30 protein-coding genes are annotated in these 25,400 nt (G+C 50.0%); 10 read left to right on the top strand and 20 right to left on the bottom strand.

Going from position 1 to position 25,400, the window contains the following annotated elements; all coding sequences use genetic code 11:
• The first annotated feature begins 27 nt into the window (after positions 1–27).
• The 7 genes from hemL to AOP6_RS00620 all read left to right on the top strand — a co-directional run bounded on the left by hemL (position 28) and on the right by AOP6_RS00620 (position 4,707).
• Positions 28–1,323, top strand: a complete 1,296-nt coding sequence (hemL, locus tag AOP6_RS00650; protein WP_155874718.1) for a glutamate-1-semialdehyde 2,1-aminomutase — start codon at positions 28–30, stop codon at positions 1,321–1,323.
• Between the two features lie 98 nt (positions 1,324–1,421).
• Positions 1,422–2,168 carry an RNA methyltransferase gene (locus AOP6_RS00645; protein ID WP_155874717.1) on the top strand — a complete coding sequence of 249 codons (747 nt, stop codon included), beginning with the start codon at positions 1,422–1,424 and terminating at the stop codon, positions 2,166–2,168.
• 96 nt (positions 2,169–2,264) lie between these two features.
• A complete protein-coding gene (locus AOP6_RS00640; RefSeq protein WP_155874716.1) occupies positions 2,265–2,519 on the top strand; it encodes an AtpZ/AtpI family protein in 255 nt (84 codons plus the stop codon).
• A complete protein-coding gene (locus AOP6_RS00635) occupies positions 2,512–2,871 on the top strand; it encodes an ATP synthase subunit I (RefSeq protein ID WP_155874715.1) in 360 nt (119 codons plus the stop codon). The genes AOP6_RS00640 and AOP6_RS00635 overlap by 8 nt, the downstream gene beginning before the upstream one ends.
• A 20-nt stretch (positions 2,872–2,891) precedes the next feature.
• Positions 2,892–3,566, top strand: a complete 675-nt coding sequence (gene atpB, locus AOP6_RS00630; RefSeq protein ID WP_155874714.1) for a F0F1 ATP synthase subunit A — start codon at positions 2,892–2,894, stop codon at positions 3,564–3,566.
• 74 nt (positions 3,567–3,640) lie between these two features.
• Positions 3,641–3,907, top strand: a complete 267-nt coding sequence (atpE, locus tag AOP6_RS00625) for an ATP synthase F0 subunit C (RefSeq protein WP_155874713.1) — start codon at positions 3,641–3,643, stop codon at positions 3,905–3,907.
• Positions 3,908–4,035: 128 nt separating this feature from the next.
• Entirely contained in the window at positions 4,036–4,707 is a 672-nt protein-coding gene (locus AOP6_RS00620) for a tetratricopeptide repeat protein (RefSeq protein ID WP_155874712.1), read from the top strand.
• A gap of 3 nt (positions 4,708–4,710) precedes the next feature.
• Here AOP6_RS00620 and AOP6_RS00615 read toward each other — a convergent pair whose 3' ends face one another.
• The 15 genes from AOP6_RS00615 to AOP6_RS00545 form a co-directional block, all read right to left on the bottom strand.
• Positions 4,711–4,941 carry a hypothetical protein gene (locus AOP6_RS00615; RefSeq protein ID WP_155874711.1) on the bottom strand — a complete coding sequence of 77 codons (231 nt, stop codon included), beginning with the start codon at positions 4,939–4,941 and terminating at the stop codon, positions 4,711–4,713.
• Between the two features lie 65 nt (positions 4,942–5,006).
• Positions 5,007–6,845 carry a cytochrome c3 family protein gene (locus AOP6_RS00610; RefSeq protein WP_155874710.1) on the bottom strand — a complete coding sequence of 613 codons (1,839 nt, stop codon included), beginning with the start codon at positions 6,843–6,845 and terminating at the stop codon, positions 5,007–5,009.
• A 53-nt stretch (positions 6,846–6,898) separates the two neighbouring features.
• Entirely contained in the window at positions 6,899–7,330 is a 432-nt protein-coding gene (locus AOP6_RS00605; RefSeq protein ID WP_155874709.1) for a hypothetical protein, read from the bottom strand.
• Between the two features lie 857 nt (positions 7,331–8,187).
• Positions 8,188–8,619, bottom strand: coding sequence for a NifB/NifX family molybdenum-iron cluster-binding protein (locus tag AOP6_RS00600; protein ID WP_213194685.1), 432 nt, complete (start codon positions 8,617–8,619; stop codon positions 8,188–8,190).
• A gap of 38 nt (positions 8,620–8,657) precedes the next feature.
• Complete coding sequence (locus AOP6_RS00595; protein ID WP_155874707.1) at positions 8,658–9,041, bottom strand: hypothetical protein; 384 nt, start codon at positions 9,039–9,041, stop codon at positions 8,658–8,660.
• A 502-nt stretch (positions 9,042–9,543) separates the two neighbouring features.
• On the bottom strand, positions 9,544–9,705 hold the full coding sequence (locus AOP6_RS00590; protein WP_155874706.1) for a hypothetical protein: 162 nt from the start codon (positions 9,703–9,705) through the stop codon (positions 9,544–9,546).
• 36 nt (positions 9,706–9,741) lie between these two features.
• Complete coding sequence (locus AOP6_RS00585; RefSeq protein WP_155874705.1) at positions 9,742–9,903, bottom strand: hypothetical protein; 162 nt, start codon at positions 9,901–9,903, stop codon at positions 9,742–9,744.
• Between the two features lie 44 nt (positions 9,904–9,947).
• Positions 9,948–10,091, bottom strand: coding sequence for a hypothetical protein (locus AOP6_RS00580; RefSeq protein WP_213194683.1), 144 nt, complete (start codon positions 10,089–10,091; stop codon positions 9,948–9,950).
• Positions 10,092–10,110: 19 nt separating this feature from the next.
• The gene (locus tag AOP6_RS00575; protein ID WP_155874704.1) at positions 10,111–10,470 is read right to left on the bottom strand and encodes a hypothetical protein; all 360 of its coding nucleotides are present in this window, start codon (positions 10,468–10,470) and stop codon (positions 10,111–10,113) included.
• Between the two features lie 362 nt (positions 10,471–10,832).
• A complete protein-coding gene (locus AOP6_RS00570) occupies positions 10,833–12,161 on the bottom strand; it encodes a sigma 54-interacting transcriptional regulator (protein ID WP_155874703.1) in 1,329 nt (442 codons plus the stop codon).
• 93 nt (positions 12,162–12,254) lie between these two features.
• On the bottom strand, positions 12,255–12,497 hold the full coding sequence (locus AOP6_RS00565; RefSeq protein WP_155874702.1) for a hypothetical protein: 243 nt from the start codon (positions 12,495–12,497) through the stop codon (positions 12,255–12,257).
• 15 nt (positions 12,498–12,512) lie between these two features.
• Positions 12,513–13,154 (bottom strand): c(7)-type cytochrome triheme domain-containing protein, encoded by a 642-nt coding sequence (locus tag AOP6_RS15220; RefSeq protein WP_225897318.1) that lies wholly within the window; start codon positions 13,152–13,154, stop codon positions 12,513–12,515.
• Between the two features lie 60 nt (positions 13,155–13,214).
• The gene (locus tag AOP6_RS00555) at positions 13,215–13,970 is read right to left on the bottom strand and encodes a 4Fe-4S dicluster domain-containing protein (protein WP_155874701.1); all 756 of its coding nucleotides are present in this window, start codon (positions 13,968–13,970) and stop codon (positions 13,215–13,217) included.
• A gap of 47 nt (positions 13,971–14,017) precedes the next feature.
• On the bottom strand, positions 14,018–15,211 hold the full coding sequence (gene nrfD / locus AOP6_RS00550) for an NrfD/PsrC family molybdoenzyme membrane anchor subunit (RefSeq protein ID WP_155877585.1): 1,194 nt from the start codon (positions 15,209–15,211) through the stop codon (positions 14,018–14,020).
• 486 nt (positions 15,212–15,697) lie between these two features.
• On the bottom strand, positions 15,698–15,859 hold the full coding sequence (locus AOP6_RS00545; protein WP_155874700.1) for a hypothetical protein: 162 nt from the start codon (positions 15,857–15,859) through the stop codon (positions 15,698–15,700).
• A 524-nt stretch (positions 15,860–16,383) separates the two neighbouring features.
• On the opposite strand from AOP6_RS00545, the gene AOP6_RS00540 reads away from it, so the two are divergent.
• Both AOP6_RS00540 and AOP6_RS00535 read left to right on the top strand, forming a co-directional pair.
• The gene (locus AOP6_RS00540; RefSeq protein WP_155874699.1) at positions 16,384–16,605 is read left to right on the top strand and encodes a hypothetical protein; all 222 of its coding nucleotides are present in this window, start codon (positions 16,384–16,386) and stop codon (positions 16,603–16,605) included.
• A 248-nt stretch (positions 16,606–16,853) separates the two neighbouring features.
• Entirely contained in the window at positions 16,854–18,296 is a 1,443-nt protein-coding gene (locus AOP6_RS00535) for a NapC/NirT family cytochrome c (RefSeq protein ID WP_155874698.1), read from the top strand.
• A 236-nt stretch (positions 18,297–18,532) separates the two neighbouring features.
• Here the strand turns inward: AOP6_RS00535 and AOP6_RS00530 are convergent, their stop codons facing one another.
• The gene (locus AOP6_RS00530; RefSeq protein ID WP_155874697.1) at positions 18,533–19,522 is read right to left on the bottom strand and encodes a beta-ketoacyl-ACP synthase III; all 990 of its coding nucleotides are present in this window, start codon (positions 19,520–19,522) and stop codon (positions 18,533–18,535) included.
• Positions 19,523–19,689: 167 nt separating this feature from the next.
• Here AOP6_RS00530 and AOP6_RS00525 point away from each other — a divergent pair, with 167 nt between their 5' ends.
• Positions 19,690–20,037, top strand: coding sequence for a YtxH domain-containing protein (locus AOP6_RS00525; RefSeq protein WP_155874696.1), 348 nt, complete (start codon positions 19,690–19,692; stop codon positions 20,035–20,037).
• Between the two features lie 36 nt (positions 20,038–20,073).
• On the opposite strand, the gene AOP6_RS00520 is transcribed toward AOP6_RS00525, so the two are convergent.
• From AOP6_RS00520 to AOP6_RS00505, 4 genes are all read right to left on the bottom strand, one after another.
• Positions 20,074–22,422 (bottom strand): mechanosensitive ion channel domain-containing protein, encoded by a 2,349-nt coding sequence (locus AOP6_RS00520; protein WP_213194681.1) that lies wholly within the window; start codon positions 22,420–22,422, stop codon positions 20,074–20,076.
• A gap of 330 nt (positions 22,423–22,752) precedes the next feature.
• A complete protein-coding gene (locus AOP6_RS00515; protein WP_155874694.1) occupies positions 22,753–23,163 on the bottom strand; it encodes a cytochrome C in 411 nt (136 codons plus the stop codon).
• Positions 23,164–23,187: 24 nt separating this feature from the next.
• A complete protein-coding gene (locus AOP6_RS00510; protein WP_155874693.1) occupies positions 23,188–24,264 on the bottom strand; it encodes a metallophosphoesterase in 1,077 nt (358 codons plus the stop codon).
• Between the two features lie 13 nt (positions 24,265–24,277).
• The gene (locus tag AOP6_RS00505; RefSeq protein ID WP_213194679.1) at positions 24,278–25,387 is read right to left on the bottom strand and encodes a cytochrome c peroxidase; all 1,110 of its coding nucleotides are present in this window, start codon (positions 25,385–25,387) and stop codon (positions 24,278–24,280) included.
• Positions 25,388–25,400: the final 13 nt, after the last annotated feature.

Genomic DNA, 25,400 nt, shown 5'->3' with positions numbered 1-25,400 from the left:
CCTTCCGGGCGAAAAGAAGGGGGCCCCATGAATCACTCGAATTCAACCACACTCTTTACCCAGGCGAAGAAAACCATACCCGGTGGGGTCAACAGTCCTGTCAGGGCCTTCAAGTCCGTTGGTTGTGACCCTGTTTTCATCAGTCGGGCCCAGGGCTCTCATCTTTACGACGTTGATGGTAACAGCTACATCGACTATGTTGGCTCCTGGGGGCCCATGATTCTCGGGCACTGCCATCCCAAGGTTGTCGAGGCCATCAAATCCGCGGCTGACAGCGGCGCCTCTTTCGGAGCCCCTACCGAAAAAGAAATCACCTTGGCCGAGATGGTCTGTGAAGCCTATCCCAACATTGAAAAGGTGCGCATGGTTTCATCTGGCACCGAAGCGACCATGAGCGCCATCCGCCTGGCCCGTGGCTTCACCGGTCGGGACAAGATCATCAAGTTTGACGGCTGCTACCATGGCCATGCCGACTCCCTGCTGGTGAAAGCCGGCTCTGGGGCTGCCACCTTTGGCGTCCCGACTTCTCCTGGCGTGCCGGCAGATTTTGCCAAACACACCCTCACCGCTACTTACAACGACCTTGAGGACGTTACGCGCCTCGCCGAGGCCAACAAGGGCGCGGTGGCCTGCATTATCCTTGAACCGATCGCCGGCAACATGGGGTGCGTACCTCCCAGGGATGGCTTCCTCGCCGGTTTGCGATCTCTCTGTGACCGCGAGGGCATTCTCCTCATTGTTGACGAGGTCATGACCGGTTTCCGTGTTGCCTATGGGGGCGCGCAGGAACGCTTTGGTGTCCGTGGCGACCTCGTCTGTCTTGGCAAGATTATTGGCGGCGGCCTTCCGGTCGGCGCTTTTGGCGGCAAACGCGAAATCATGGACCATCTATCCCCCGAAGGAGGCGTTTATCAGGCCGGAACGCTCTCGGGCAATCCGCTGGCCATGAGCGCCGGTATCGCCACCTTGGAACTTCTGAAAGAAGATGGCTTCTATCAGCGCATTGAAGAAAAAAGCGCCTATCTTGAAAAAGGCCTTATCGAGGCGGCCAAGGCCGCACCTTTTGCCACCTGCTGGCAGCGCGTCGGCGGCATGTTCTGCACCTACTTCACCGAGGGGCCCGTTTACTCTTTTGCCGATGCCTCCAAAAGCGATACGGCTTCCTTTGGCAAATTCTTCCGTTCGATGCTCGACAGGGGCGTCAATCTGGCACCGAGTCAGTTCGAGGCCGGGTTCATGAGCGTGGCCCACACCACCGACGATCTGGACAAGACTGTCGAGGCCGCCTACGCATCTTTCAAAGGGCTGAATGCCAACGGCTAAGCTCCAGTTCCTCCTATTTCACTAGATTTTAGAATGGCCACCTCTGACGGCTGACTCTCAGAGGTGGCCATTCACCTTCACCCAAGATTTCAGTGGTTATGAACATTTCATTGGCCCATATCAGCGTTATCCTGGTAGAGCCGCAAAGCCCCGGCAATATCGGCATGGTGTGCAGGGCCATGGCCAACTTCGGCTGCAAAGACTTGCGTCTTGTCAACCCTTGCCTGCATCTGCACCCCGAGGCCAGAAAGTTCGCCGTAGCAGCCAACCACCTCCTCGGCGAGGCCCGCCTTTTCCCCAGCTTGACCGCCGCCATCGACGACCTGACCCTGTCTGTGGCTACCACGCGTCGCCCAGGAAGGCTCAGGGGCGATCTTCTGGATATCTCCAAGGTTCCCACTCTGCAGCAAAAACTGCCTCCCGAGGGTCGACTCGGCCTCATCTTTGGTCGGGAAGACTCTGGACTGACCAGTGACGAGGTCGCGCTTTGCTCGCACGCCGCCAGCGTCGAGACCTCCTTGGAGCTCGGGTCCCTCAACCTTGCCCAGGCCGTTATACTCTTTCTGTACGAGTTGAGTCGCACCCCTAAGACCAGCTCCTCGACTATCATGGCGCCAACTCCTCGTCAGGGTGAGATGGAAGAACTCTTTGGCCAGGTGGAATCGATCTTGACCCGCATCGCCTTCCTCAATCCTGCTCGCCCTGAAGCTGTTATGAACCGAATAAGGCAACTCATGCATCGGGCCGCACCCAGCCAGGATGACCTTTCTTTACTACGAGGTCTCTGCAGCCAACTGTCCTGGAGCCTGCGTGACTGGAAGGGCAGAAAACGTGGATCCAGCTGATTCGCCGCCATAAACGTGGTTGACATGGGATAGTCCCTGTGCTAATAAGGGCTGGTTTTTATGGGATGGTGTAAGCGGTAGGCTCAAAAGGGGTTCATGGCTAAAGACAGAAGTCAACTGATCAAGTCCGTCGGATTCCTGTCGAGCGTGGGAATATCCATGGTTGCCAGCACCTTTATCGGTCTGGCCATGGGTTACTACCTTGACAGATGGCTCGGCACCTCGCCCTGGCTCACCCTCATATTCCTTCTCCTGGGCATCGTCTCTGGTTTTCGGAATATTTACATTCTGACCAATCGCGAGCTCAAACGACAGGAGATGGAAAATCAGGATCCCAGCAAATATGAATGAGGACAGCCTGCTGCGCGATCTTTCTCGCCGCAACTGGCTCATTCTCGGAATCCTGGTGGTTCTCAGCGGTATCAGTGCTTCACCACCCATTATTCTTGGGGTGTTAACCGGAGGAATTGTTGCTATATCGGGTTTCCATTGGCTGCATTTTTCCCTGAAAAAGCTTATAGGAGATCCACAGCAACATTCCACCAGAGGCTTTAAACTCAGCTACGTTATTCGGCTGGGAGCCTTGGCCACAGCCTTGGTTGTACTGATTGTCATATTTAAAGTACACCCTGTCGGTCTGGCCTTAGGATTGTCGGTTGTGGTTATCAATATTATCTGGACGACCCTGAAACGTTCTTTCTGAGCGAGGAGGCATAAACTATCATGACGCACCCGTTTCTCTTTTTGCAATGGCTCGAACAGCAACTTCATACCCACATCGGTGAACATGTCACCTACACCTGGTTCGTCATGATCGTTCTCGTTCTGGTCGCCTTTCTCGCCTCACGCAGCGTGCAAGCCGTCCCGAAAGGAATGCAGAACTTCATGGAAGTTGTCGTCACCGGCGTCGAAAACCTCATAGAAGAGACCATGGGTCCCAAGGGCAAGGCCTACTTCCCGCTGATTGCCACCTTTGCTCTTTTCATACTGGTTTCAAACCTGATTGCCCTTATCCCTGGTTTCTACCCTCCTACTGCCAACCTTAATACCAACGCCGCTCTGGCTCTGACTGTTTTCGCCATGACCCATATTATTGGCGTCAAGGAGCATGGCATCGGCTATCTGAAGCATTTCATGGGACCCATTCTTGTACTGGCTCCCCTCATTTTTATCATTGAAATTATCGGCCACCTGGCCCGGCCCCTGTCTCTTTCTCTGCGTCTATTCGGGAACATGTACGGACATGAAATCGTACTCATGATTTTCCTGGCCCTCGTTCCCTTCCTGCTTCCGGTGCCAATGATGATGATGGGAGTGCTGATTGCCTTTATCCAGACTTTCGTTTTCACTCTGCTGGCGATGATTTATATTGCTGGCGCCCTTGAAGAAGCACACTAATTTGAAGATTTTCGTCACAAACCAAGTCCTATATCGTATAGGAACAATAAACCCAGAAAAGAAGGAGAAGTAACATGGAATTTTTTGCTTGGTGCATGATCGCTGCAGGTTTCGGGATGGCTATCGGTTCTTTTGGTACCGGCCTTGGCCAGGGTATTGCTATTAAAAGCGCCGTTGAAGGCGTGGCCCGCAACCCCGGCGCCAGCGGCAAAATTCTGACCACCATGATGATTGGTCTGGCGATGATCGAGTCCCTCGCTATCTACGTTTTCGTTGTAGCGATGATCATCCTCTTCGCCAACCCCTTCACCGACAACGTTCTGCAACTTCTCGCGAAGTAACGATCGTTTGACCTGGTCGCAAGAAAGGGTGCATTCCTCGGGATGCGCCCTTTTTTTTGGTTTGAACCCAGACCTTGTTTTGCTAGAATCGGCTTTGTCATTTAACTCGTCAAAGGAAAGGCCTTGCCATGGCTCAGGACATTCAAATATATTTTCAGGCTTTTCAACGGATTGCCGATCTTGAAGACACCAGTTCTGTTGACGCCATTGCCTTGTCCCGACAAATGGCCAGGGACGCCCGTGACCATGGGGATGAAGGATTTGCCCTGTTTTTTGAGGGCGAGGCTTTTTGTCTGGAAGGAGACTTGAAGCAGGGAGAGCGACTTCTGGCAGAGGCAATTGAAAAAGCGCCCCCTGCCGATTTCCTGTATGCCAACTACGGAGTCGTTCTTTCTATCCGGGGACGTGTGCGGGAATCCATTGCCATGCTGGACAGGGCCCTGCAGTTGAATGGCAGAAACGTAACGGCACTGGGCCAAAAAGGCGTCTGCCTATCCAAACTGATGATGGATGACCTGGCCCTTCAGTGCTTCGACCGCGTTTTAGATATCGAACCGGAAAACACTCATGCCATCCGTAACAAGGGGGTTTCCCTGTCGCGCCTGCGGCGGGAGGAAGAGGCCTTATCCTGCTTCGATAAAGCTTTGGCCATCAACCCGAACGACCAGCACGCCTTATCGGAAAAACAGATCCTGCTCGATGAAATACGCCTTAAAGGCACACCGCTTGGCTGGCTGCTTCTTTGGTTAAGGAAGGTTGTCACACCGGCCTTGAAAAGAGTTTTTCACAAAGGGTATTAGGTTTCAGGCGAAACCCCTGTTGCGGAAAAGACGCATAAGCAAAACGCCGAGAATAGACAGGCATAACCCTGCCGCGAGGAAGAGACTACCAATACCAGTGCCGTCACCCCAGCCCATGACATTCTGCCCCCGCATCATTCCCATCAAAATGAGGCCACCGAAAGTGCCTATACCTCCAATGATGTAAAAGGCAAAAGCGACTACAGCTAGACCTATTCCCTGTTTTTTCGCCATAATTCACTACTCCTTGCAGGCCCCCGGTAAGAACCGGGGGCCTGCTTATTTAAGGACTCGAAAGATTACCCGCTGATGAAAGCGTACAGCATCAGGATAGCCAAAGTTATCCCTGTGAAGAAGGCGAGGAACCCAAACCCTTTGAAGAAGAAGTCATACAGCACTCCACTTGGCTTGGTCACCACATAATTCTCCGTTGTACCTTCCTCTTCGTAGCGCTTCCATTGATCGCCGCGCTCTTCAATAAATTCTTCCTTGGTCATCTGACCATTGAAGATAACGAAGTCCATGGGGAACTTTTCGGGTCGCCCGTGGGTATTAAAGAAATGAACAGTGAAAATGAACCCGGTAGCCAACAGAGCTTCGTCCGAATGAACGATGGTGGCAACGTTGAACATCCAACCGGGCAGGAATGTCCCGAAAATCTCGGGGAACCATAACATGAGGCCTGAGCCGCCGATGGCGAACATACCCCAGAAGACCGCCAGGAAGTCGAATTTCTCCCAGTAGGTCCAGCGCTCAAAGGCTGGCTTTGGCCCTTTGAAGAAGAACCAGCGAACCATCGCGGTCACATCACGGACATCCCTGAAGTTTGGCATCAAAGAATCTGGGCCGAAGAGTCTTACAAACGGATGCGCCTTGATATCCCTGCGGATAAAAAGGAAATCAATGCTCATGAGGATGGCGCCCACGAAATAGTAGAAGGTCAGGATAGCGCACCCGCGGTGAATGAGGCCGGCGTAATGCACGCCACCAAAGAAAGACATCATCGTCTGGGCCCAAGGCTGATCCGCAAACTTCAGGGGCAAGCCAGTAAGCGATAGCCCAAGAAAGCTGATGATGACGGTAAGGTGCAAGAAAATGTGCCTTTTTTCAAATCGACGATATTGTTTATGCGCCTCGGGAATATGATGCGCTTCATGTCCGGCGGCAAGAGCTGCTGCCTTCTGCCTGTTCTCCACAAATCCACGGAACATCCACAGGAGCGTGTGAATCCAGAACACTGTAAAAGTTCCGATCAGAAGGCCGGTCATACTGATGAAGGTATAGTACATGATCGGATAATTTTCCCGATCTCCGTGGTCTCCATGGGCGTAAAATTTAGTGAATTGACTGGTAGCTTTAGGATGGCAAGCAGCACAGGTGTCTACTATTTTTGCTTCACCGATAGTTGACTCAGCATGGCTTGGGGGCAGGACGCCGTGGGCGCTATGGCAATCGGCACACCCAGCAGATTGCTGGGGAAATCCTAGTCGGTAGTTCTTGCCATGATAGCTCTCCAGGTAGGTTTCTACTGCATGCGGATTAACACCAGCATGTTCCATCTTCTCTTCATCCGCATGACACTCGATGCATGCCGCTGTCTTAAAGGCACCACCTTCTGATGTTTCAGGATCTGGCACTCTGGCCACGCCGTGAATCCCATGACAATCGTTACAGGCGGCCGAATCATTTTTCCCAGCTGCGATGGCCAGACCATGACTTGATTGAACGTAGCTTTCAACATCGTGGCACTCACTGCATTTTTCGACCACAGCTACTTTAGATCCACTTAATTTTGCCTGCCCATGAATGTCAGAGTGGCATTCGATGCAGCCTATACCACTTTCCGCATGCACACTATCAGCATGGTCCCGGTGCTCATTGGAATGGCAAGTAGCACAATTTACAGCCCCGATCTCAATGTTCCCTGCCAAGTGCTCATCGAGATCGGTAACCTCCACATGGCAGCTTGTGCAGGCATTTTTTCCATGGACCGAATCCATAAAATCGGAGGCGGATACCACATCTGCATGACACTGAAGGCATGCATTCGGATCGGGGGCCATTTTGGCCAGGGCAGGGACGGCAGTACCCAGTAGCCAAACACCAAGGACTACAGTGAGAATTCGGCAGAACTTCATTTCATTGCTCCTCCAATAAAAGTGAAAACACATGACCGTTCAAAACGATCATTCTATAAACAGGCGACAAGGTCATCAATGATACCCTCCTCCTGATCGCCGGACAGGGAAAGATTGAATCGAAATGCCATCTCATGGAGGAATAGCGGAAAGTTGACCTTTACACCCCCATGATAAATCCTTAATTGATCTCTGGCATATGGCCAAAAAAGCCATGGTTTAATCAAGCATGATCCAGCTTGAACGCTCAGGCTTCTTTGATCAAACATCTCAAAATCGAGGTTGAAGGCAGAATGTCGATCAGCATATACAACTGAAGCGGGAAAATTGACCTTTGCCCACATTCCTTCGATATAAGCGGGCAACAGGACGATTTTCTGATGTAAGGTTGCAACGGCAAATAATGGAATGGTCTCCTCGCCGGGGCAATATTTTAAAATATCTTCAGTGGGGTCACATTCATTAATATACTGATTGGCAAGCATCTGATTCTTGTCAAGTAGCGACAACCTGATTTTCTTATATATTCTAAGACTAGTTTTATGATTAACACCCACTGCTGCAGCGGCCTGTCTTGCAGGCACCATGGAGATAAACTGTCGGACCACTCGCCTTGACAGGTCCATTGATATCCGACTCTTCCTCGGAAGGGAACTAAACTTTTTCCCGCAAATTACACATTTTTTCCGGCCATCCTTAAGAGAATACGCCTCTGATGCTCCACATTGAGGGCAGGCATTTCGACAAAACTCTTTAGGCTGGGCCCGGGATTTTTGGAAATGGGCCGGCCAAAGGTTAAAGGGTCCGCTTATGTGGTTCATTTCATCATTTAACACAAAAAATTTAGAGATCAACTTTTCTCGTCGAGAAGCCAGATCTCTGGATAAATTATCTATTTAAATTATCAGATCTTCATTTCTGCCCATCAAAAAAGCCGTTACCTAGTAATTACCAGTAGACAGAACCTGGACGCAGGCCGACCCCATACAAAACAGGGCCCAAAGAATAAAGGCTGTCACAGCGAGCCCGATCATTGTTATTACAATGAAAAGACCGACTTTAAATATATGTCTTATTTCGATCGGCAGGACGAACTGAGATTTCATTATGTTTTCCTTTGACCTGTTAGAGTCTATATAAAAACACCCGTCCCTATTTTTGATGTCACTACAAAATTTACGATTGACCAGATGACAAAGATTGAACACCAAACAACAGTGGCAGCAACGATATTGTACAAACCAATTTTGTAAAACGAGTTCAAGATTTGATGAAATTTTTTTGACTTTTTCATAAGTCCCTCCATGGCTTCCGTCCTTTATCAATAGGCTGGAAGACCTATCTATGGCTTCAACAAATCGAGCAAAACTTTCGGAGCATCGACCTGCAGTGTTTTTGATTGAACGACCAGGCAATAAGGACTACCCGGGCTGTTAGCGTGTTCTGCTTCTATCATCCCTTTTTCCAGCCAGGCATTCAGAGTATCTTCAACAGATCCAGAAGCACCATGAAACACCTTTATCCCTTTCTCCACTAGAGAGCGAAAAGCTTTGGGGCCTGTCTCTCCAGTCAACAATATATTGACGTTTCGCTCCTTCAGTAGCTCTGCAGCTTTTACTCCGGCATTCTCCTGCGAGTTTCTGATAACGGTATTATCGACAGCTACATAGCTTTCAGTTTTCGTATCAAAAAGCAGAAACCAATAAGCCCGCCCAAAGCTTTCATCAACTTCACTGGAAGGGTGGGAACCTCTGGCTGTTATAGCGATCCTCACGTTGCCACCTCTACTTAATAAGCCACACAACAGAGCATTCAGGCTCTTCTTGAGGTTGTGGCCATTCCTTCTATCCAGGCCAGATCAAGTGCCTTATCTAATAGAACTTTGATTCCTGCGGCTTCCATCGGTTGGAGGTAACTCCGACAACCGTCCCTACACACCAGTCCGCTTACGCCTTTATCCCGCAACCAACCCGGCAACTCTGGCGATATCTTCGAATTCCATACCTCCAAAAATACTCGCTTTAGGGAAGAATTCTTTTTATCGACGTCCGCGATGAAGTAAAGTTTTTCAATACCTACTCCCGGTCTCAGGATCGCTCCATAGTAGGGAATAGCAATTCGATTGCACTCGTCCTTTTCCAACAAGTGTCGATATACGCCTGAAAGGGGCTTGCTTACACTGTTTTCAGGTCTCATAAAACCCCTCTTTCTCGCAGTCTTTAGGCCAATCCAAAAATCATGCCCAATAATTAAACCGACAACATCTTGTTCTTTTGTAATTATTCCGAAGTGTTATCGAGCAATCATTCACAAGAGGCTATTTGCACCCTACATTTTACGTTGTATATTCAACGATTTTTATGTCTGTTTTCATCGACTCAAATGTTTGTCTTTACTTATAAGCTACTTATGCGTTTCAAAATAATGCAACAGTCGATGCAACTCTTTATTTTGCAACATTTTGATTGTAGCGGCCTTTAATCCCAATCGACTTTCAGCAGAATCCGCTGGCCAGCAAAAACGCACCCCCCCCAAGACAGGACACCGACCACAAAAGAAAGAGGGAGGTGACAAACCCTATGAGCACAAGCACTGCAGCCAATCCAAGGCCTGCCCCCAAACCAATGGGCTTATTACTTGCGTTCAAAATCATCATGACCTCCCCCTTTCCGCATCTTTTAAACCCTTTTCTGCCCTATCAAATCAACTTGCCCAACCCTTCAATAATGGCCCCTCCAGCACAGCAGAATGACCAGGACACGAAGGCTGCCAGAAAGACCCCTACAAAAGTCATCGCGCTATAAACACCAACTTTGTAAGTCATTTTAATCGGTTCGGTTATAATATTTTCTGCTTTCATAGCAACCTCCACTTTTTTGGGTTTTTATTTTTCCGACTAAACCATCTTGCCAATTACTTCGATCAAGGCACCCCCTGCGCAAGTAAACGACCAGGCAATGAATGCGGCAAGGGAAAGACCAACAAAGCCCATGGCACTGTATACGCCGAATTTATAGGTGGCTTTAATAGGATCGCTGATAAGATTCTCGGTTCTCATAACTACCTCCGTTTTCTTTGTTTGATAAATTAGTTATTGAAGCCCTAGATCATTTTGCTCCCCAAATGTACCAAGGCTGGCCAGGCGACATAGAGACTGGCAGATAGCGCCACCACGCCCATGGCCATCAGAGTGTTACGGAGATACTTGTCACTAACCGGCTTGCTTTTGCTGTTTTCGACTCTCATAAGGCACCTTCCTTTGTTGTTAGTTATTGTTTCTGTTGCTCTCCATGCTGCTGACACACAAAGCTACTAAATCCGCCGCATCACCAAACTTTCCTTTTTCAAGCCAGATTCCCTCACCAGCCAAAAGTTCTTCCACCTCAACTTTTTCATCGCTGCAAATTATTCCGTTCACCCCTATCTCCTGCAGCCACTCAACGATTTTAGGTCTACTGTTTTTATCCCAGATGCAAACCTTAAATTGCAACGTGGCAGAACCTCCCGCTGCAACATCTGCAACAAGGTATAGACTTTCATAGCCAGCTTTCGGTCTTACCAGCGTCCCATAATAGGGAACTGCTATTTTTTGCCCCAACTTCATTCCAAGATATTGACTCCCCATGGCTTATCTCCGTTACCGCTGTTGTTTGACTTTCTATATTCCAAGAGATGTGCCAAAAAAGATATTTGCACAAAATTTCTACTTTCCTTAGTGTTTTTAGGTACTTGAAAACTTATTAAATTTTTTTGCCTCCAAACCTAACACCCCTGAATGTTGCGTTATGCATCACTGTTGCATGGCGCAATCCATTAAAGCGCTCTTAACGGCCTGTCTACCGCATACGCGAGCCGTTGCGCACATATTGCAACATGTTGCGACCTGCAACAACGACACGAGTGCAACACGCTGTGTTGCATAGACAAAAAAAAGCGCATCAGTCTGTAAGGCTGACGCGCTTTAAATTCTGCTATTGAACCGAAATACTAGTTTTTCAAATCAAATTTTTTCATCCATCGCCACAGGGTTGTTCTGTCCACGCCCAGCTCCCTGGCAACCTTGGTGCGATTCCCCTCATAACGGGCGAGCAAGTCCTGAAGAATCGCTTTATTAATGCGGCTACGTCGCCCGAAACTGACATCTTCATCGCGATCGTTAGCCTCGAGGAATCCAGCGGGAAGATGCTCAACGCCAATTTCTCCGCTGCGACATAGAATAACGGTCTGCTCAACCAGATTCAGCAACTCTCGGACATTACCTGGATATTGGTGACCCAGTAAAAACTGGAGTGCTTCTCCGGAAAAACCCCTTATCTTCTTGCCGTAGGTTCGGTTAAAACGATCAAGAAAAACGTCAATCAACAAAGGAATATCTTCGGGCCTCTCACGCAGTGGGGGAATTTGCAAAGCGACTACGTTGATGCGAAAAAACAAGTCCCTACGGAAGGTTCCTTTTTCGACCATATCTTCCAGGTCACAATTTGTCGCCGTGAGAAAACGGACATCAGCCTTTTGGGGGCTTCTTGCTCCCAGGGGCTGATATTCATGGTTCTCCAGGACTCGCAGCAGCTTAACCTGCAAAGGAAGGGGTAAGTCCCCAATCTCATCAAGAAAAAGTGTGCCCCCCTCGGCCATCTCCAGGCGACCCGGTCGATTTTCAATAGAGCCGGTATAGGCCCCTCGACGAGCTCCAAATATTTCCGCCTCAAGCAGGGGTTCGGGCAGGGCTCCACAGTTTACAATGACTAAAGGTCCTTTTCGTCTAGGACTTAAATCATGAATCGCCTGAGCAAAAAGCTCCTTGCCTGTCCCGCTCTCCCCTTTGAGCAAAACGGTCGCCTCACTGGAGGCAATGTCAGGGAGGACATCAAAAAGTCGTCGCATAGCAGGATTGCGACTGACTAGATCATGAAAGGTGTATTTTTCCTCTATCTCTTTTTTGAGAGCGTAAATAAGGGATTGATCCCTAAAAGTCTCCACACCACCAAGAGGCTTACCGTTTTCATCCTTCAGCATTGAGGCACTGATGGAGATGGGAACTTTCTTTCCTTCTTTTGTGATGATGTCTACTTCACGATTTATAACAGGCTGCCCGGACTCCAACGCTTCCTTGACAGGACAGGAAGTAAAACACACATCCGTGCGGAAAATATCATGACAATGCCGGCCAATCGCCTCTTCTTCGGTGAAGCCCGTAATTTCTTCAGCTGCCTTATTGAACAAGGTTATCCGCATACGATCGTCGACGGTGAAAACACCGTCGGCAACGCTGTTCAGTATGACGGTCAACTGTTTGCAGTGGTCGACTTTGGGCATAATCAACACAAAAGAAGCAAGCTAGGGGGTGGAATAGAACCATCAAGATTCGTTGCAGAGGCCTTGCTCTATGCAAGAGATGTTAACGGCAGGTCAAATTTCAAAATCACCCTTGAAAAGTCCCATGTCATACATGGCAATGAACAGGGCAATGGCAACTGCAGTAATCACGGTCGGCCACTTCCCCAGGGCTGGGACAGCAAGAATGAGCAAAACTGCCGTCAAGACTGAACCGACGACCATAATGGCGACAAAACGAATAAGCTTTAAAGTCAGTCTTTTTGTGTCTGGCATGGCGGCAAAATAAGGAGGGGCGAATAGGTCACCCCTCCCCAAACCACTTTCTTTGATTTAGTGCGCAGGCTTCTCTTTGGCTGCAGAACCTACGGCCCGGCGGTAACCTTTAACACCGATATGGCAGGTCGCACATTGGGTATCGGAAGCAAAAGCCATGGATCCGTCATGGCAGGCACCGCAGTACTCACCCTGGTAAAGTGCCTCCATTACGAAATTGTCCTTTTCCTGTGCCGCGAGAGCTCGCATCTCAAACAGCCCTTCATGACAACTGGCACAATCCAGGCCCATGTCGCTGTGGACTGCATGACTGAAAAGGACTCCCACAACCGGCTCGGTATAGATGATATCGCCACCATCCTGCACATGGCAGGAGGCACACTGGGTGTTGGACGCAAAAGCCATGGATCCATCATGACAGGCACCACAATATTTACCCTGGTACATGCTGGCCATGGTGAAATCGCCATTTTCAAAGGCGGCGCCTTCCATCATGTCGAAGATTCCGTCGTGGCAGCTGTCGCAAGAGAAACCATAGTCACCCACATGCGTCTTGTGGCTGAAGACGACACCCTTGACAGGCTTTTCATAGGCTATTTCCGGACCGCCAAAATCCTGTTCTTCAGCACTGATTGCTGGAGCTGTTCCCAGCAAGGTTAACAACATGGCGCCCAATGAGCGCAACATGAACTTTTTCATGGTCAAACCTCCGATATTCACAAATGGGGTCAGAGCCTGCGCTAATCGAGGCTCGGATAATTAACCGCGAGTGTAGAAAACGTTGGGCCGCGTTCCGGCTTCAGGGCGAAGAACCCACACGGTTTTCTCAATCTGGTGAACCTCACGGTAAATGCGGCTATTGGGATCAGAAAGATCACCAAATACCCGAACATCCGCAGGACAGGCCTCAGAACAGGCCGTCAGGGTCTCGCCTTTTGACAGGCGCGTGTCAAGACAGAAATTGCACTTGTCAACAGCATGTTTTTCTTCGCTGAAATAGCGCGCATTGTAAGGGCAACCCTGCTGGCAGGTCAGACAGCCGATACACTTGGCAGTATCCATCATGACGATGCCAGTAGTTTTGTCTTTATAGGTGGCACGTGTAGGACAAACCCTGGTGCACTGCGGCAGATTGCACTGGTTACACAGAACGGGAATAAATTCACGTTTCTGACCAACGGCATCCTTGACTTCCCTTTCAAGAATCGTCGTCCTGTAGCCGTACTCAGGCACATCATTGGTCTTGACACAGGCAGTCATGCAACGCTCACAGTCGATGCAGCGGTTCTGGTGCATGATCATGCTGTAGTGCGGCTTATAAGGATATTTTTTAGCGTATTCGCCGGCAGAAGCATACACCTTGTTTACGGCTGAAGAGGCTGAGTAAAGGGTACCTCCAGCAAAGACGCCGGTGAGGGCAAGCCCCATCTTTAGAAAACGACGCCGATCCTCTACGGGAGCATTCTCTACTCCTTCATTCTGCAAGCCGTCGAATTCGACTTTATTTTTCTTCATGCTATATTCTCCTTCAATTGCTTATCGCTATAAGACCTGAAAATCCATCAATGATGTTCGACTTTGTGTCCGGCAAAAAGCTTCTCTCCGACGAGGAAGAGGAAGAATGCCACCCCAAAACCACCAAGCGTGATAATGATCTCATGGAAGGAGGGGGTGTAAGACAGGAGGTGGCTGAACTCTTTGACACCGAGTTCGTGATAAACGGGAACAATCTGCCCCACGATCACAAGGTCATAACGCATGACAAAAATACCGACAATCATCATCGCAGACCCAACGAACATCATCATCAGGTTTTTACCCTTGGAAGCAATAAAAAGGAGCAGCGGGAAGATCAGGCCAAACCCTGCCTCAAACAGCCAGAAATTGATGGCATAGGGTCCACTGACCAAAGCCATGACCGCTTCATATTTGCCGCCAGGCATCCCGGCCACACCAGCCACCATTTTCCAGATCGTGAAGAACATAATGACGCAGATCAGGAGAATGCCGAGGCGACGCACCACATCGAGGGAGGCAACCATTGGCCTGTCAAGGCTCAGATCTTCGTTGTTAACCTTGTACGCAAGATAGTGAAAGAAGAAGATAACAGCGGTACCTGTCATCATCGCCGAGGCGATGAAGTAAATAGACATGTAGGGGCCGTGCCAGAATTCGCGACCCATGAGCAGGCCAAAAACGGCGCCGAGATTACTGTGAGCTGCAATACCGGCGACAGCGCCACCAAAGCCCATAGCCACGGCCAGCTTGTGCTTATTCAGGTTAAGGAAGAGAAACTCAAATATCATCAGGACGAGATATACCCCGTAAAGAGTACCCATCCACCAGATATTGGAGGTGATATTAGGAGAAATCACGTTGTAAATAGCCATCCTCCAGGGAATTTTGATTTCAAAGGCAATGACAAAAAACCCAGCCAGAATAGTCGCGATAGAAAGGAATACTGACCGCTTGGCGATCGGCATATACGATTCGACCCCAAAAACATGGCCAATCGAAGAAACAAGACAAAGGCCTGTAGAGGTAACAACGAAAAAAACATAGGTCGCGATGAGAATACCCCAGGACACTTCCCTGGTCACTCCGTACGTGTGCTCGTGGCCGACAATAAAGGCATGCACACCGGCTACCACCGCGGCGACAACCAGTAGCGCTGAAACAATAACGCCAATATAATAACCGGCGCCACCGGAAAGCAGTCTTCCCGAGACTATGCTTTCCATCTCGTTCAAGGTCATTTTCTTGGTTTTTGGCATCTGATCCATAACATCTTTCCCTTTCAACCTATTTTGTTGACTAACCTGAAAAGCTCTTTACGGAAACCAGTCGTAGGCCCCACGTCCACTTACCTTAGCCAAGCCATGATCCCCGCACGGTGTTTTTAACGCGCCTTACGTTGCGTGATTCCAACGTGTTGCACAGCGATGCGCAACAGCCCCAACCTTTCGTTTTTATTACACAAGAAGAGGTAAAACTCTTTAAGGGCAGCGAGAAGTGTTGCAGATGCAGCGGTTTTTATCACAGTGCCTGAATTATTGCAATAATAAACTACGAGAATCAGGAGTAATTTAGCAAAAGCCTTTCCACGGTGAGCCACTGTTGACACAAGCAGCGCCACTCTGGGCGCCCCTTCCGGCCGCGACAAAACAAAACCCCACCAAAAAATTTTTGGTGGGGTCATAATAACGATATCACACGCTCTTTTGCGGCCTTAAAAACGAGGCTTAGAACAAACCACTCAGAAGGCCGGTCATTGGTGCCCAAAGGACCGCAACCAAAGCACTAGAAACAGCAAGGCCAACGGCAATAGAAAGTCCAATCATGGTGGCAGAAGCGAGATAACTGGTCACGGCTTTTCCGACCCTGACCTGATAAGCTGTTTTCATGATTTTCTCCTCTGTCTTATTACTACGACCGTTACAACAGACTTTGGTCAGAAATTTCTTATTCGAGAGATTCTTTAAAATCTACCTTAACCTCTTGTAAACAACTACCACAGGAAGGTTTTGCGTGCAAGTCGTTTGACCGATTAAGTTGAAATTTTAATTTCCACTTTTCCCTGCATTTCCAACCTCCCAGCGGATCAAACACCTTTCCAGCGGCGTTACACGCCTTACGCTGCCTTGGTGCAGAATTGACACTCTCCACCAGCGCTGTTCTAGCTGAGCTCTTTACACGGGACAGCTGGAGCTCTTTACAATTTCAATTTACAATATATTGCAATTTAAGATTTACCCAAAAAGAGACAGGGCCTCTTTCCCCTTTTAATGATAGCTACAGTTTACACCTAACCAATTGTTTTTATTAACTTTTTTCTTGACACCCTGCCCCGGCGCTGCTATTCTTCATTCAAAAGATAGGCAACTGATGCTGGAAGCAACCGTACTTTTTAAAAGAAAGGAGAACCCCTATGAGCAACGTTCAGACTGCTGTTCAAGTCCATGAAAAGGTTCACTCACAGTTGGGCCTGGTTTTGATGAGAATCACTTTCAGGGTCTCCTTTATTTTGACCCTTGCCTTCGCCGCCCTGATTGGCATCTGGGGAATTGCCTGTCTTGTTGGAGGAGCCATTGCCGCCGGAGGTCCTGTTGGTCTCGCTCAAGGCTGGTTCAGCGCCATCACCGGATTTTAACCCGTCAGGCGAGGGAATTTACCTTGGGGCTACTGTCATTTTGGCCTCAGCCGTTCTTCAACTATGAGCGTTCAAGACTACCACCAAAAAAAGGCTGCAACTCGGCAGAGGGTTGTAGCCTTTTTTGCACAATCGGCTCACCCACGGCTTGTCGAGACGGCATTTTCACGGTGAGCGGCTATAATTACCCGGGAGGCAGCAACACGGAGCGCTGACACCTTTCCACTACCACAACAGGAGGCAACGGCATGGGAAACCTGAAACATATTCTTGATGCATTTTTTAAAGGCATAGCCCGCAGCAGAGTTTCTCTGGTCGGAGCCATTATCACCACCGCTGTATTCCCGTTTCTGCTTGGCCTGGTGGTCATCGATTCCCTGTGGCACCTTGATAACCCCTACTTGGGGGCCGTCATCTACATGATCCTAGGACCCGCCTTCATGGCTGGACTGTTCATGGTCTTTGTTGGTCTTTTTTTCCTAAAGGGCAAAGAGGAGGTCCGGATTTTCACACTGGACTACCTTAAAGAACACTTTACGGACGAAACGAGGTTCGCCCGTGTTCGCAAACTCATCTTTCTCGGTATCTTTTTGACCGGCGCTAACCTTTTTATTTTTTCTCTGCTTGGCTACAGTGGCTATCACTACCTTGAATCCAATGCCTTTTGCGGCAAATTCTGCCACACTGTTATGGAACCGGAATATACCGCTTACCAGAATTCACCCCATTCACGGGTCAACTGTGTCGAATGCCATATCGGTTCCGGAGCCACCTGGTTTGTAAAATCTAAAGTCTCTGGCGCAAGACAGCTCTTCGCCGTTGCCCTTGATACACATCCCCGACCCATTGAAACTCCTGTTCACGGTTTGCGCCCTGCCCGTGAAACCTGCGAAGAATGTCATCAGCCGGAAAAATTCCACGGAGAAAAGCTCATTGTCAACGACAAATTTCTGCCTGACGACAAAAACACGCATGTGCAAACGGTGATGTTGATGAAAATCGGCTCGGCCGGAAATCTCGCTGAAAAGGCCCACGGCATCCACTGGCACGTGGCGCCTGAAAATACCATCACCTACCAATCCGATGAGAAGCGCCTTACCATACCTGTGGTCACCCTCACCAGGGCCGATGGCTCCAAGACCGTTTTCCGTTCAGGCGACTCACAGGATACGGCGCCTCTTGAAACAAGAGAAATGGACTGTATTGATTGCCATAATCGCCCCACTCATATTTATCGCAGCCCTGAAGCGGCCCTGGACGAAAGACTTCTCTCAGGGAAAATACCGAGAGAATTGCCTTTCATCAAGGAGCAGGCTCTCGTCGCCATCACGGCCAGCTATGGCAGCCACGAAGAAGCGGAGTCCGCCATTGCCGCCCAACTGACGAGATGGTACAAAGCGCAATATAGCGAGTTGGTGGCCTCTAAACCCATACTGTTGCAGATGGCGATACGGGGAACCCAGGAGGCTTATAGGCAGAACGTCTGGCCCAGCATGAATATTGGCTGGAACACCTACATCAATCACATTGGACATGGGGAAAATTTTGATATCGGCTGCTTTCGCTGCCATGATGACATGCACGAAAGCGAGGATGGTCAGACCATCTCCGGCGACTGCATGACCTGCCATGTCATTCTGGCCGAAAATGAGGAAAATCCGGAGGTGCTTCGAAAACTTCGGGGTGAGTAATCCCCCCTGGACGTCAAAAGGCCTCTCAACGTTCCGTTGAGAGGCCTTTTACTTTTCCGCCGGGTTATTTCTGCCGGCATCTTCGTCCTGCGGGGCAGAACGATGAATATCCCCCATCGGGGACTGCTTTTCTCTATCCGTATGTGATATATCGATTCCCCTAATCCTCCTTTCCTTTTCTTTTTAATTTATCACAAAAACCAGTGAAGGCAAGAAGGAGACACAGAAAGTAATCGTCAGAGACGGATTACCGCTGCCGCCCAGGTAAAGCCGGCCCCGAACGTCACCATGCCGACGAGAGAGCCAGAGGCGATGCGACCTGCCTTACGCGCCTCGTCCAGAGCAATGGGGATGGAGGCGGCCGATGTGTTGCCAAACCGATCTACGTTGACGAAAATTTTGTCTGGAGAAAGTCGGAAGCGTTTTCCGACGGCCTCAATAATTCGAAGATTGGCTTGGTGGGGGATCAGAAGATCCAATTCTTCCACAGCAACACCCGCCTGATCAAGAGCCTGATTGAGGGCATCGGCCATGGACGTCACTGCGTGGCGGAACACCTCCCGACCTTCCATGTGAATGGTATGCAGCATCTTATCCACGTTCTCATGGCTGGGAGGATTGAGACTGCCACAGCCAGGACTATGGAGAAAATCCCGGAAAGCGCCATCGCTTTTAATATATGTGCTGAGAACTCCGTGAGAGCCCTGCGCCGGGCCGAGGACGACAGCCCCCACGCCATCGCCGAAAAGAACACAGGTGTCACGGTCTTTCCAATTCACCATGGAGGACAGAATCTCTCCGCCTATCAACAATATCCGCCTATAGCCCTGCATGGCCATCATGCTTTCGGCCAATTGCAACCCATAAAGAAATCCCGAACAGGCTGCCGAAACATCAAAAGCAGCCGCGCTTTTGGCTCCAATAAGGTCTTGTACCACACAAGCTGTGGCGGGAAACTTGCTGTCTCCCGTCACTGTACCGAGAATAATAAGATCGATCTCCTCACCGGAAGCGCCGGCGTCCGCAAGGGCTGCTTGAGCAGCTTGGGCTGCGAAAAAGGAGAGGGGCACTCCCGGTTCAGCAATATGCCTCTGCTGGATTCCGGTTCGCGCCAGAATCCACTCGTCTGAAGTGTCCACCAGTTTTTCCAGATCCTGGTTGGTCAGAATTCTCTCAGGCACTGCCCGCCCCGTCCCGAGAATTTCGATGCAAGGACGCTTTTTCATTTACAACCTCCCTCCTGCCATTGGCTGTGACAAATTAGCACGATTTCTCACCCCCCTCAACTATTGGTTGAGGGGCTCCCCCCTATTTATGCCTACAAAGGATGGTTGCATGGGTGCTTTTTTGTGATTAAATGGAATTGTCATCCCAACTGAACAAGGAGGATACCATGAGTGAGAGGGAAAATACCGCGACTGTGGGAGCCATGATGTTAGTTGCCGGAGGAGTCATTGGCGCAGGGTTGGCCTTGCTCTTTGCCCCGCAGTCCGGAAAAAAAACCCGTAGACAGATCGTCCGCTACTCTAAAAAAGTACGAAACGAGGCGGAAGCCCGGGTTCAGGACACTGTTCACTCGCTGTCGGATTTTGTCGAAAACCTCAACGACAGTACAAGTGAGCTGCTGAGTCAAGGAGAAGAGGTCGCTGACGAATGGCGCCGTCAATTTATGGAGGCTATCGAAAGCGGTCAGAAATCTCTTGAGAAACAAAAAAAGAAACTTTCCCAACGCTGGGATTGATCTCGTATCAAAAAGAGACCTTTGATCGCTTGAGCGCTATTCCCGCAAGGACACCTGATCGGCAAGAGGGTGTCCTTGCGGTTTTGTTTCTTCCTCGTCCTTCCGCTGTTTATCTCGTAACCCTGACAACACCATCGCATCAATGGACCGTACATGGAGATCCCTTTGTGGAAAGGGGATCTCCACCCCTTCCTCGCGAAATTTCCTATCGACATATTGGCCCAGCCAGCTTTTCACTACCAGCATCTGACCGACATCCTCCACCCAAACCCTCAGCTCAAAATTGAGAGAGCTGTCGCCAAATCCCGTAAAAATGGGGGAAGGTTCCGGATCGCTCAGAATGTCGGGGTGTGCCGTGGCCGCCTCAAGAAGAATACGCAGGACTTTTTCAACATTGCTTCCATAGGCTACTCCTACAGGGAGAACCACTCGAGCCACCCGGTTAGACAGGCTCCAGTTTGTTACTTTCTGTGAAATGAGCTCCGAATTGGGAACAATGATTTCAGCCCGGTTATAGGTTTCCACGATGGTAGACCGCAAACCGATCTTTTTAACCTGTCCCCACTCACCATCGACGACCAAGGTGTCGCCTACCTTAACAGGTCTTTCGAAAAGCAGTATCAGGCCACTGACGAAATTATTGACAATATTCTGCAACCCGAAACCGATTCCGATGCCAAAAGCACCGACGAGCACGGCCAGGTTTTTCAGTTCGATGCCAGCAATGCTAAGAGCAAACATAAATCCGACCAGGATGAGGGAATAGTGAAGCAGTTTCTTAATGGCATCCCTGACTCCTCTGTCATATTGTTTCCTGGGAAAAACTTCCGCTTCTAGAATGGATTTCAAAAACCACGAGACCACCAAGGCGATGTAGACTGTGATTAACACAAGCAGGATCATTTTGACCGAGAGAACCATCTCGCCTATCGTAAAACTAATACCCAGGATATGATCCCAAGCCTGCCCTACAGAAGAATAAAGTCCCCAAATCGTACTCAAATACAAAAAGGCATAGACCAAAAAGACTGTTTTCAGAAGTCCCTTTAAACGATTTTCAAACTCAGGGCCGAATTGCATGAAAAAGAGTTTCGTCCGGAATGTCGGTCGACTCAAAATGAATTCAATCCCACCACGAGTCAGCCGAATGCTCATCGTTGTGAAAAGATAGAGAAAAATCGTCGCGACGCTCGACTCTATCAGCCAGGAAGCCAGGTTACTGAAACCGCCCACCTGGGCCACGAGGGAGACAAAAAGCACGCCAATGCCAAGGCGAAGCAGCAGGGTAAACCCATCGACGCGCCCCCCGTGGGCCTTGCGATTGCTTTTGGCCATGATCAACAACAAAGGAATACCCGCAATGGCGATAAAGCCCAAATAAAGCCGATAGAGGGGTGTAGGCAAGGAGATCAACTGCAGGGCAACCGAAAAGACAAAAAGGATCGCGACAGCATAAACCATGGCAATTTTTCGGGGATTTTTTAGCAAGCCCGCAGTCAGGACAGCCGCGGAAAAGGCAGCCAGCAGCCAGAGTCCCAAACGATAAGGGCCCGGCACATCGGTATAGAGAAAACCCAGAGAGACGATCGCGACGAACACCCCTGTCGCCCAGGGATGATCAAGGATGAACGTCCACTCCTGCGTTACTTCCGCCAGCCGACGATACCTTTTTATAAAAACCGCCAATCCCAAAGCCAACAGGGTCTGGGCGAGAAGAATCCAGCCTTGGCGCTGCCAAAAGCCCAAGGTTCTTCCCTGTACGGATCGCACCCCGTCAAGCACGGCATTAACTAGGTCCGTGCTAAAGGCCTCGTAAAACTGGCGGGAATAAAAGGGGGGCGCCGTCCTGCTGAAGGTTTTCTGACGGAAATCCTTCAGGTAGGTTTCCATTTCGGTTCTTATATCTCGGCTGGTGGCTTGTAGGGCTGTCACTTCTTTCTGCAGATTAACCAACTCAGGCACTACCTTGTCAATGCTTCCAATAACGGTGGACATGACCTTTGAAGCGGTACTGAAAGGCTCCGAAGCGACCTTCGCTTTGACAGACGCCAATACCCCTTGCCACCCCTGCCAATAACTTTGACGTTCCTTCCATTCCTTTCGGTAGCCTTCCAATTCCGCCACTCTTGTCACAAGGGAGGACATAATTCTATCCAGTTCGACCTCTTGTGCCTTTAAGTTAGCGACCGTTTCGGCTAGCCTGTCGTAATTCCACTCAGCGGGATCCCCCTGTTCTTTTATCCAGCCGCTGAGTTCCTCCTGCCTTAGGCGGATCTGTTCGATCTGAGATTCTATTGTCGTCAGATTTTCAAGCTCACGCGTTTTCGCAAGGACGTCCGCGGACTCAGTCTGCAGGTTGGCTAAAGAGGGAATGACCTCGGCCACTCCCGGGTAGACGATAGCGACCGCCTCTTGAGGCGTGGTCTCTTCGGCATAGGCAGGGAAAAAGCTTAAAAGCAGCGCAAAAATAGACAGAATGATTTTTTGCATGGCGTCTCCGCACGAGATCACTGATGTAGGTTAATTGTGTTTCCACAATAGCAGAATTTTTTCCAAATATTCAGAAGAACATGGCGGTTTTATTAGATGAGATTTTCCAAGGGGGGCTGGGGAAAAGAGCGGGAAGTGCAGCAAATCAAATAAGGGTGGCGACACGGTCTTTCAGAAAGAAACGGAGAAGGGTGGCTCTATCGGACCACCCTTCTCCGCCAGCGATCAGTGTTTGCCAGGTGCCAGTGGGACACCACGGCGCTCGTAATGCATATACGCCTCCAAGGCAATCATTTTGGGGTCATCGGCCGCCAATTCCATCCCTTCACCTTCGAGAGGATTTTTGATACACCAGTTGACCATATCCCTAAGGGAAGCCACCTTACCCAATTGTTTCTGAACTTTTGGATAGGTCTCGGGATGGGTGTTGGTCGCATTGGGATGGCACATATCACAGGAAACAGCATTACTTCCCAAGGCGCTATGGAAAAGCCTATCCCCTTCCTCGACAACTGCCATAAAATCTCTTTCCCATTTGGCCAGGTCTTCTTTGGTGAACTCATCAGCCATGGCCGCCGGCACCATCACCAAGACCATCGCCAATGCCAGAACACCACGGAGCAGTAATTTTCCCATGGGTGATCCTCCTTTTTCTGAAAATCAGTAATGTACCTGAGGTGGTATCTGATTGGCCGGGTCCTGATACTGGCTGTCGACCGGATGTTTCGCTTTTTCGTCAAAACGGACCGAACGAGGCGTGTTCTGCCAGAGTTCCAGATTATTGACAACCCGGCCATTTTCAAGATTAATGGCCGACCAACCGGTGGCATCCCGCTCATGGAAGGGATCGGCCCGGTTCATAAAAACGGTCATTTTGGGCACCATGTTGGCTGCCTGACTGTAACTAACGGGATAGGGCCAGGGCCAGCCGGTGGACATCATGGCGTGGAAGGAGATGTTGCCGATCTGGTTGTACATGATCTGATGGACATGCCCGTGCAGAACCGTTACCTTTTTGAAGGGCTTGAGGAGGGCCTGGACCTCTTCAGCATCTTCCGTCCAGAAGTTCCAGCCCTTGTACACCTTGTAGAGAGGGGAATGGGACATCACCACGACCGGAGTGTTTTTATCCACTTTGGCCAGATCCTGTTTAAGCCATTGACGCTGCTTTTCCTTGACCATGAAGGGCGACCCGTTGGGATTATCGAGCCTGGCCATCTGCAGCATGCGCTCCATGGCCGTTGGCCAGCGTTTGTGGGTCCAGTCATCATCTGTCAGGATGCTGTTAAGTACGACAAAGTGGACACCTTTGTGATCGAAGCTGTAGTAAAGTTTGCTGATTTTCTCTTCCCAGTATTGGCCCAGGTCGAGATAGTAGTCGTGCTCGCCGATGACATATTTGACGGGGACTGTGAGCTTGGACATCATTTCCATGCCATGGTCGAGTTCTTCCTTTTTTCCCAACTGGGCAAGGTCGCCGCCAAAGACGACGAAATCGGGCTGCGGCCACATGAAGTTGACTTCGGCAATAGCCTTCTCGAGGCCCTTATCGAAATTTTTCACAAACTTGTTGCCACTGATGTGAGTAATGTGAGGGTCGGAGATATAAGCAAAGGTAAAGTTCTCACCCTTTTCCTTTCCCCAAGCCACTTCGACCAGATTCAAGGGCACTGCCGTCATGGCCGCAGCCACCCCCAACTGCTTCAGAAAAATTCTTCGATTGACCTTCGTGCTCATGATGCCTCCTTGATCACTTTTGGTTTGCCAGATGAGCATACTCCGGACTGGTCAGATGCTTCAGGAATTCGACTAGGTCGGACTTTTCCTGGTCGGTCAGATTGAGAACCCGAATGCCCCCATCGAGCATGGGATTAGCCTCGCCGCCCCGGTCATACAAATCGATAACTTCTTCTAGAGTGTTGAGACTGCCGTCGTGCATATAGGGGGCTGTCACGGCAATATTACGCAGTCCCGATGTCTTGAACTTACCGACATCCGAGGGACGTAACGTGATGGCAAAGCGCCCCAGTTCCGATACGTCGGCGTCCGTGAGGACTTTCTCATCGACATTTTCTCCGGTAGCCTTTGCTTTTCGGAAAGCGGTAACGATCTCCATCATGCGTGGTTCAATCTTGGCGAAACCCACGCCCAGATTGTGGTAATCGTTGTTGGTAAACAGGGCGTCCTGTTCACCAATGGTGTGGCAGCTCTGGCAGCGCCCTTTGTCAAGATAAACCTCCAACCCCCGGATAGCCGCCTCGGACATAGCCGTTTTGTCGCCCCCGTACTGGTAGCGGTCAAATGGTGAATCCCCGGAGATGATAGTGCGTTCAAAGCTTGCGATGGCCTTGACCACATGATCTATGGTTATATCCGCAGCCTTCAGCCCGAACACCTTCTCAAACTGAGTTACGTAATCTGGATCGGTCTGCACAATCTCCACGATGGGGTCGTGACTCTCCAATCCATGTTCCACCGGATTGATAAAGGGATCTTTCGCCTGCTCTTCCAGGCTGGGCCGACGTCCATCCCAGAACTGCTCTTTGAAATAAACAGCATTGATAACCGTTGGCGAATTGCGGGTGCCTTTCTGCTGGCCAACCCCTTCGGAGACCGGCAGCCCATCCACGAAAGCTTTTTCAGGCAAGTGGCAGTTGGCACAGGCAACGGTTCCATCCGAACTGAACCGCTTGTCCTCGTAGAGCTGTTTACCCAAGGCTATCTTTTCGGGGGTTTGGGGGTTGTCGGCTGGAATCGGAACCGGTGGCAAACCCAAGGGAAGCGGCGCCGACAGAACAGGCAGGGCGAAAGCCATGATCGAAAGAATTACCGACACCCTAATGGCCATGGTGCATTTCATACAGTCACCTCCT

The organism is Desulfuromonas sp. AOP6 (genome assembly GCF_009731355.2).
Lineage (GTDB): Bacteria > Desulfobacterota > Desulfuromonadia > Desulfuromonadales > SZUA-540 > SZUA-540.
The sequence above is the reverse complement of the archived record's forward strand: the minus strand, read 5'-3'. Positions and strand labels throughout refer to the sequence as shown.

Excerpts from the sequence above, each read along its gene's own strand:
- AOP6_RS00575 (WP_155874704.1), bottom strand. The coding sequence starts at position 10,470 with ATGGGGAGTCAATATCTTGGAATGAAGTTGGGGCAAAAAATAGCAGTT.
- AOP6_RS00635 (WP_155874715.1), top strand. The coding sequence starts at position 2,512 with ATGAATGAGGACAGCCTGCTGCGCGATCTTTCTCGCCGCAACTGGCTC.
- AOP6_RS00530 (WP_155874697.1), bottom strand. The coding sequence starts at position 19,522 with ATGAAAAAGCGTCCTTGCATCGAAATTCTCGGGACGGGGCGGGCAGTG.
- AOP6_RS00535 (WP_155874698.1), top strand. The coding sequence starts at position 16,854 with ATGGGAAACCTGAAACATATTCTTGATGCATTTTTTAAAGGCATAGCC.
- AOP6_RS00645 (WP_155874717.1), top strand. The coding sequence starts at position 1,422 with ATGAACATTTCATTGGCCCATATCAGCGTTATCCTGGTAGAGCCGCAA.
- AOP6_RS00525 (WP_155874696.1), top strand. The coding sequence starts at position 19,690 with ATGAGTGAGAGGGAAAATACCGCGACTGTGGGAGCCATGATGTTAGTT.
- AOP6_RS00585 (WP_155874705.1), bottom strand. The coding sequence starts at position 9,903 with ATGAGAACCGAGAATCTTATCAGCGATCCTATTAAAGCCACCTATAAA.
- atpB (WP_155874714.1), top strand. The coding sequence starts at position 2,892 with ATGACGCACCCGTTTCTCTTTTTGCAATGGCTCGAACAGCAACTTCAT.
- AOP6_RS00640 (WP_155874716.1), top strand. The coding sequence starts at position 2,265 with ATGGCTAAAGACAGAAGTCAACTGATCAAGTCCGTCGGATTCCTGTCG.
- AOP6_RS00555 (WP_155874701.1), bottom strand. The coding sequence starts at position 13,970 with ATGAAGAAAAATAAAGTCGAATTCGACGGCTTGCAGAATGAAGGAGTA.
- AOP6_RS00620 (WP_155874712.1), top strand. The coding sequence starts at position 4,036 with ATGGCTCAGGACATTCAAATATATTTTCAGGCTTTTCAACGGATTGCC.
- AOP6_RS00580 (WP_213194683.1), bottom strand. The coding sequence starts at position 10,091 with ATGAGAGTCGAAAACAGCAAAAGCAAGCCGGTTAGTGACAAGTATCTC.
- nrfD (WP_155877585.1), bottom strand. The coding sequence starts at position 15,211 with ATGACCTTGAACGAGATGGAAAGCATAGTCTCGGGAAGACTGCTTTCC.
- AOP6_RS00515 (WP_155874694.1), bottom strand. The coding sequence starts at position 23,163 with ATGGGAAAATTACTGCTCCGTGGTGTTCTGGCATTGGCGATGGTCTTG.
- AOP6_RS00615 (WP_155874711.1), bottom strand. The coding sequence starts at position 4,941 with ATGGCGAAAAAACAGGGAATAGGTCTAGCTGTAGTCGCTTTTGCCTTT.
- AOP6_RS00510 (WP_155874693.1), bottom strand. The coding sequence starts at position 24,264 with ATGAGCACGAAGGTCAATCGAAGAATTTTTCTGAAGCAGTTGGGGGTG.
- hemL (WP_155874718.1), top strand. The coding sequence starts at position 28 with ATGAATCACTCGAATTCAACCACACTCTTTACCCAGGCGAAGAAAACC.
- AOP6_RS15220 (WP_225897318.1), bottom strand. The coding sequence starts at position 13,154 with ATGAAAAAGTTCATGTTGCGCTCATTGGGCGCCATGTTGTTAACCTTG.
- AOP6_RS00605 (WP_155874709.1), bottom strand. The coding sequence starts at position 7,330 with ATGCTTGCCAATCAGTATATTAATGAATGTGACCCCACTGAAGATATT.
- AOP6_RS00570 (WP_155874703.1), bottom strand. The coding sequence starts at position 12,161 with ATGCCCAAAGTCGACCACTGCAAACAGTTGACCGTCATACTGAACAGC.
- AOP6_RS00610 (WP_155874710.1), bottom strand. The coding sequence starts at position 6,845 with ATGAAGTTCTGCCGAATTCTCACTGTAGTCCTTGGTGTTTGGCTACTG.
- AOP6_RS00505 (WP_213194679.1), bottom strand. The coding sequence starts at position 25,387 with ATGAAATGCACCATGGCCATTAGGGTGTCGGTAATTCTTTCGATCATG.
- AOP6_RS00590 (WP_155874706.1), bottom strand. The coding sequence starts at position 9,705 with ATGAAAGCAGAAAATATTATAACCGAACCGATTAAAATGACTTACAAA.
- AOP6_RS00595 (WP_155874707.1), bottom strand. The coding sequence starts at position 9,041 with ATGAGACCTGAAAACAGTGTAAGCAAGCCCCTTTCAGGCGTATATCGA.
- AOP6_RS00545 (WP_155874700.1), bottom strand. The coding sequence starts at position 15,859 with ATGAAAACAGCTTATCAGGTCAGGGTCGGAAAAGCCGTGACCAGTTAT.
- atpE (WP_155874713.1), top strand. The coding sequence starts at position 3,641 with ATGGAATTTTTTGCTTGGTGCATGATCGCTGCAGGTTTCGGGATGGCT.
- AOP6_RS00540 (WP_155874699.1), top strand. The coding sequence starts at position 16,384 with ATGAGCAACGTTCAGACTGCTGTTCAAGTCCATGAAAAGGTTCACTCA.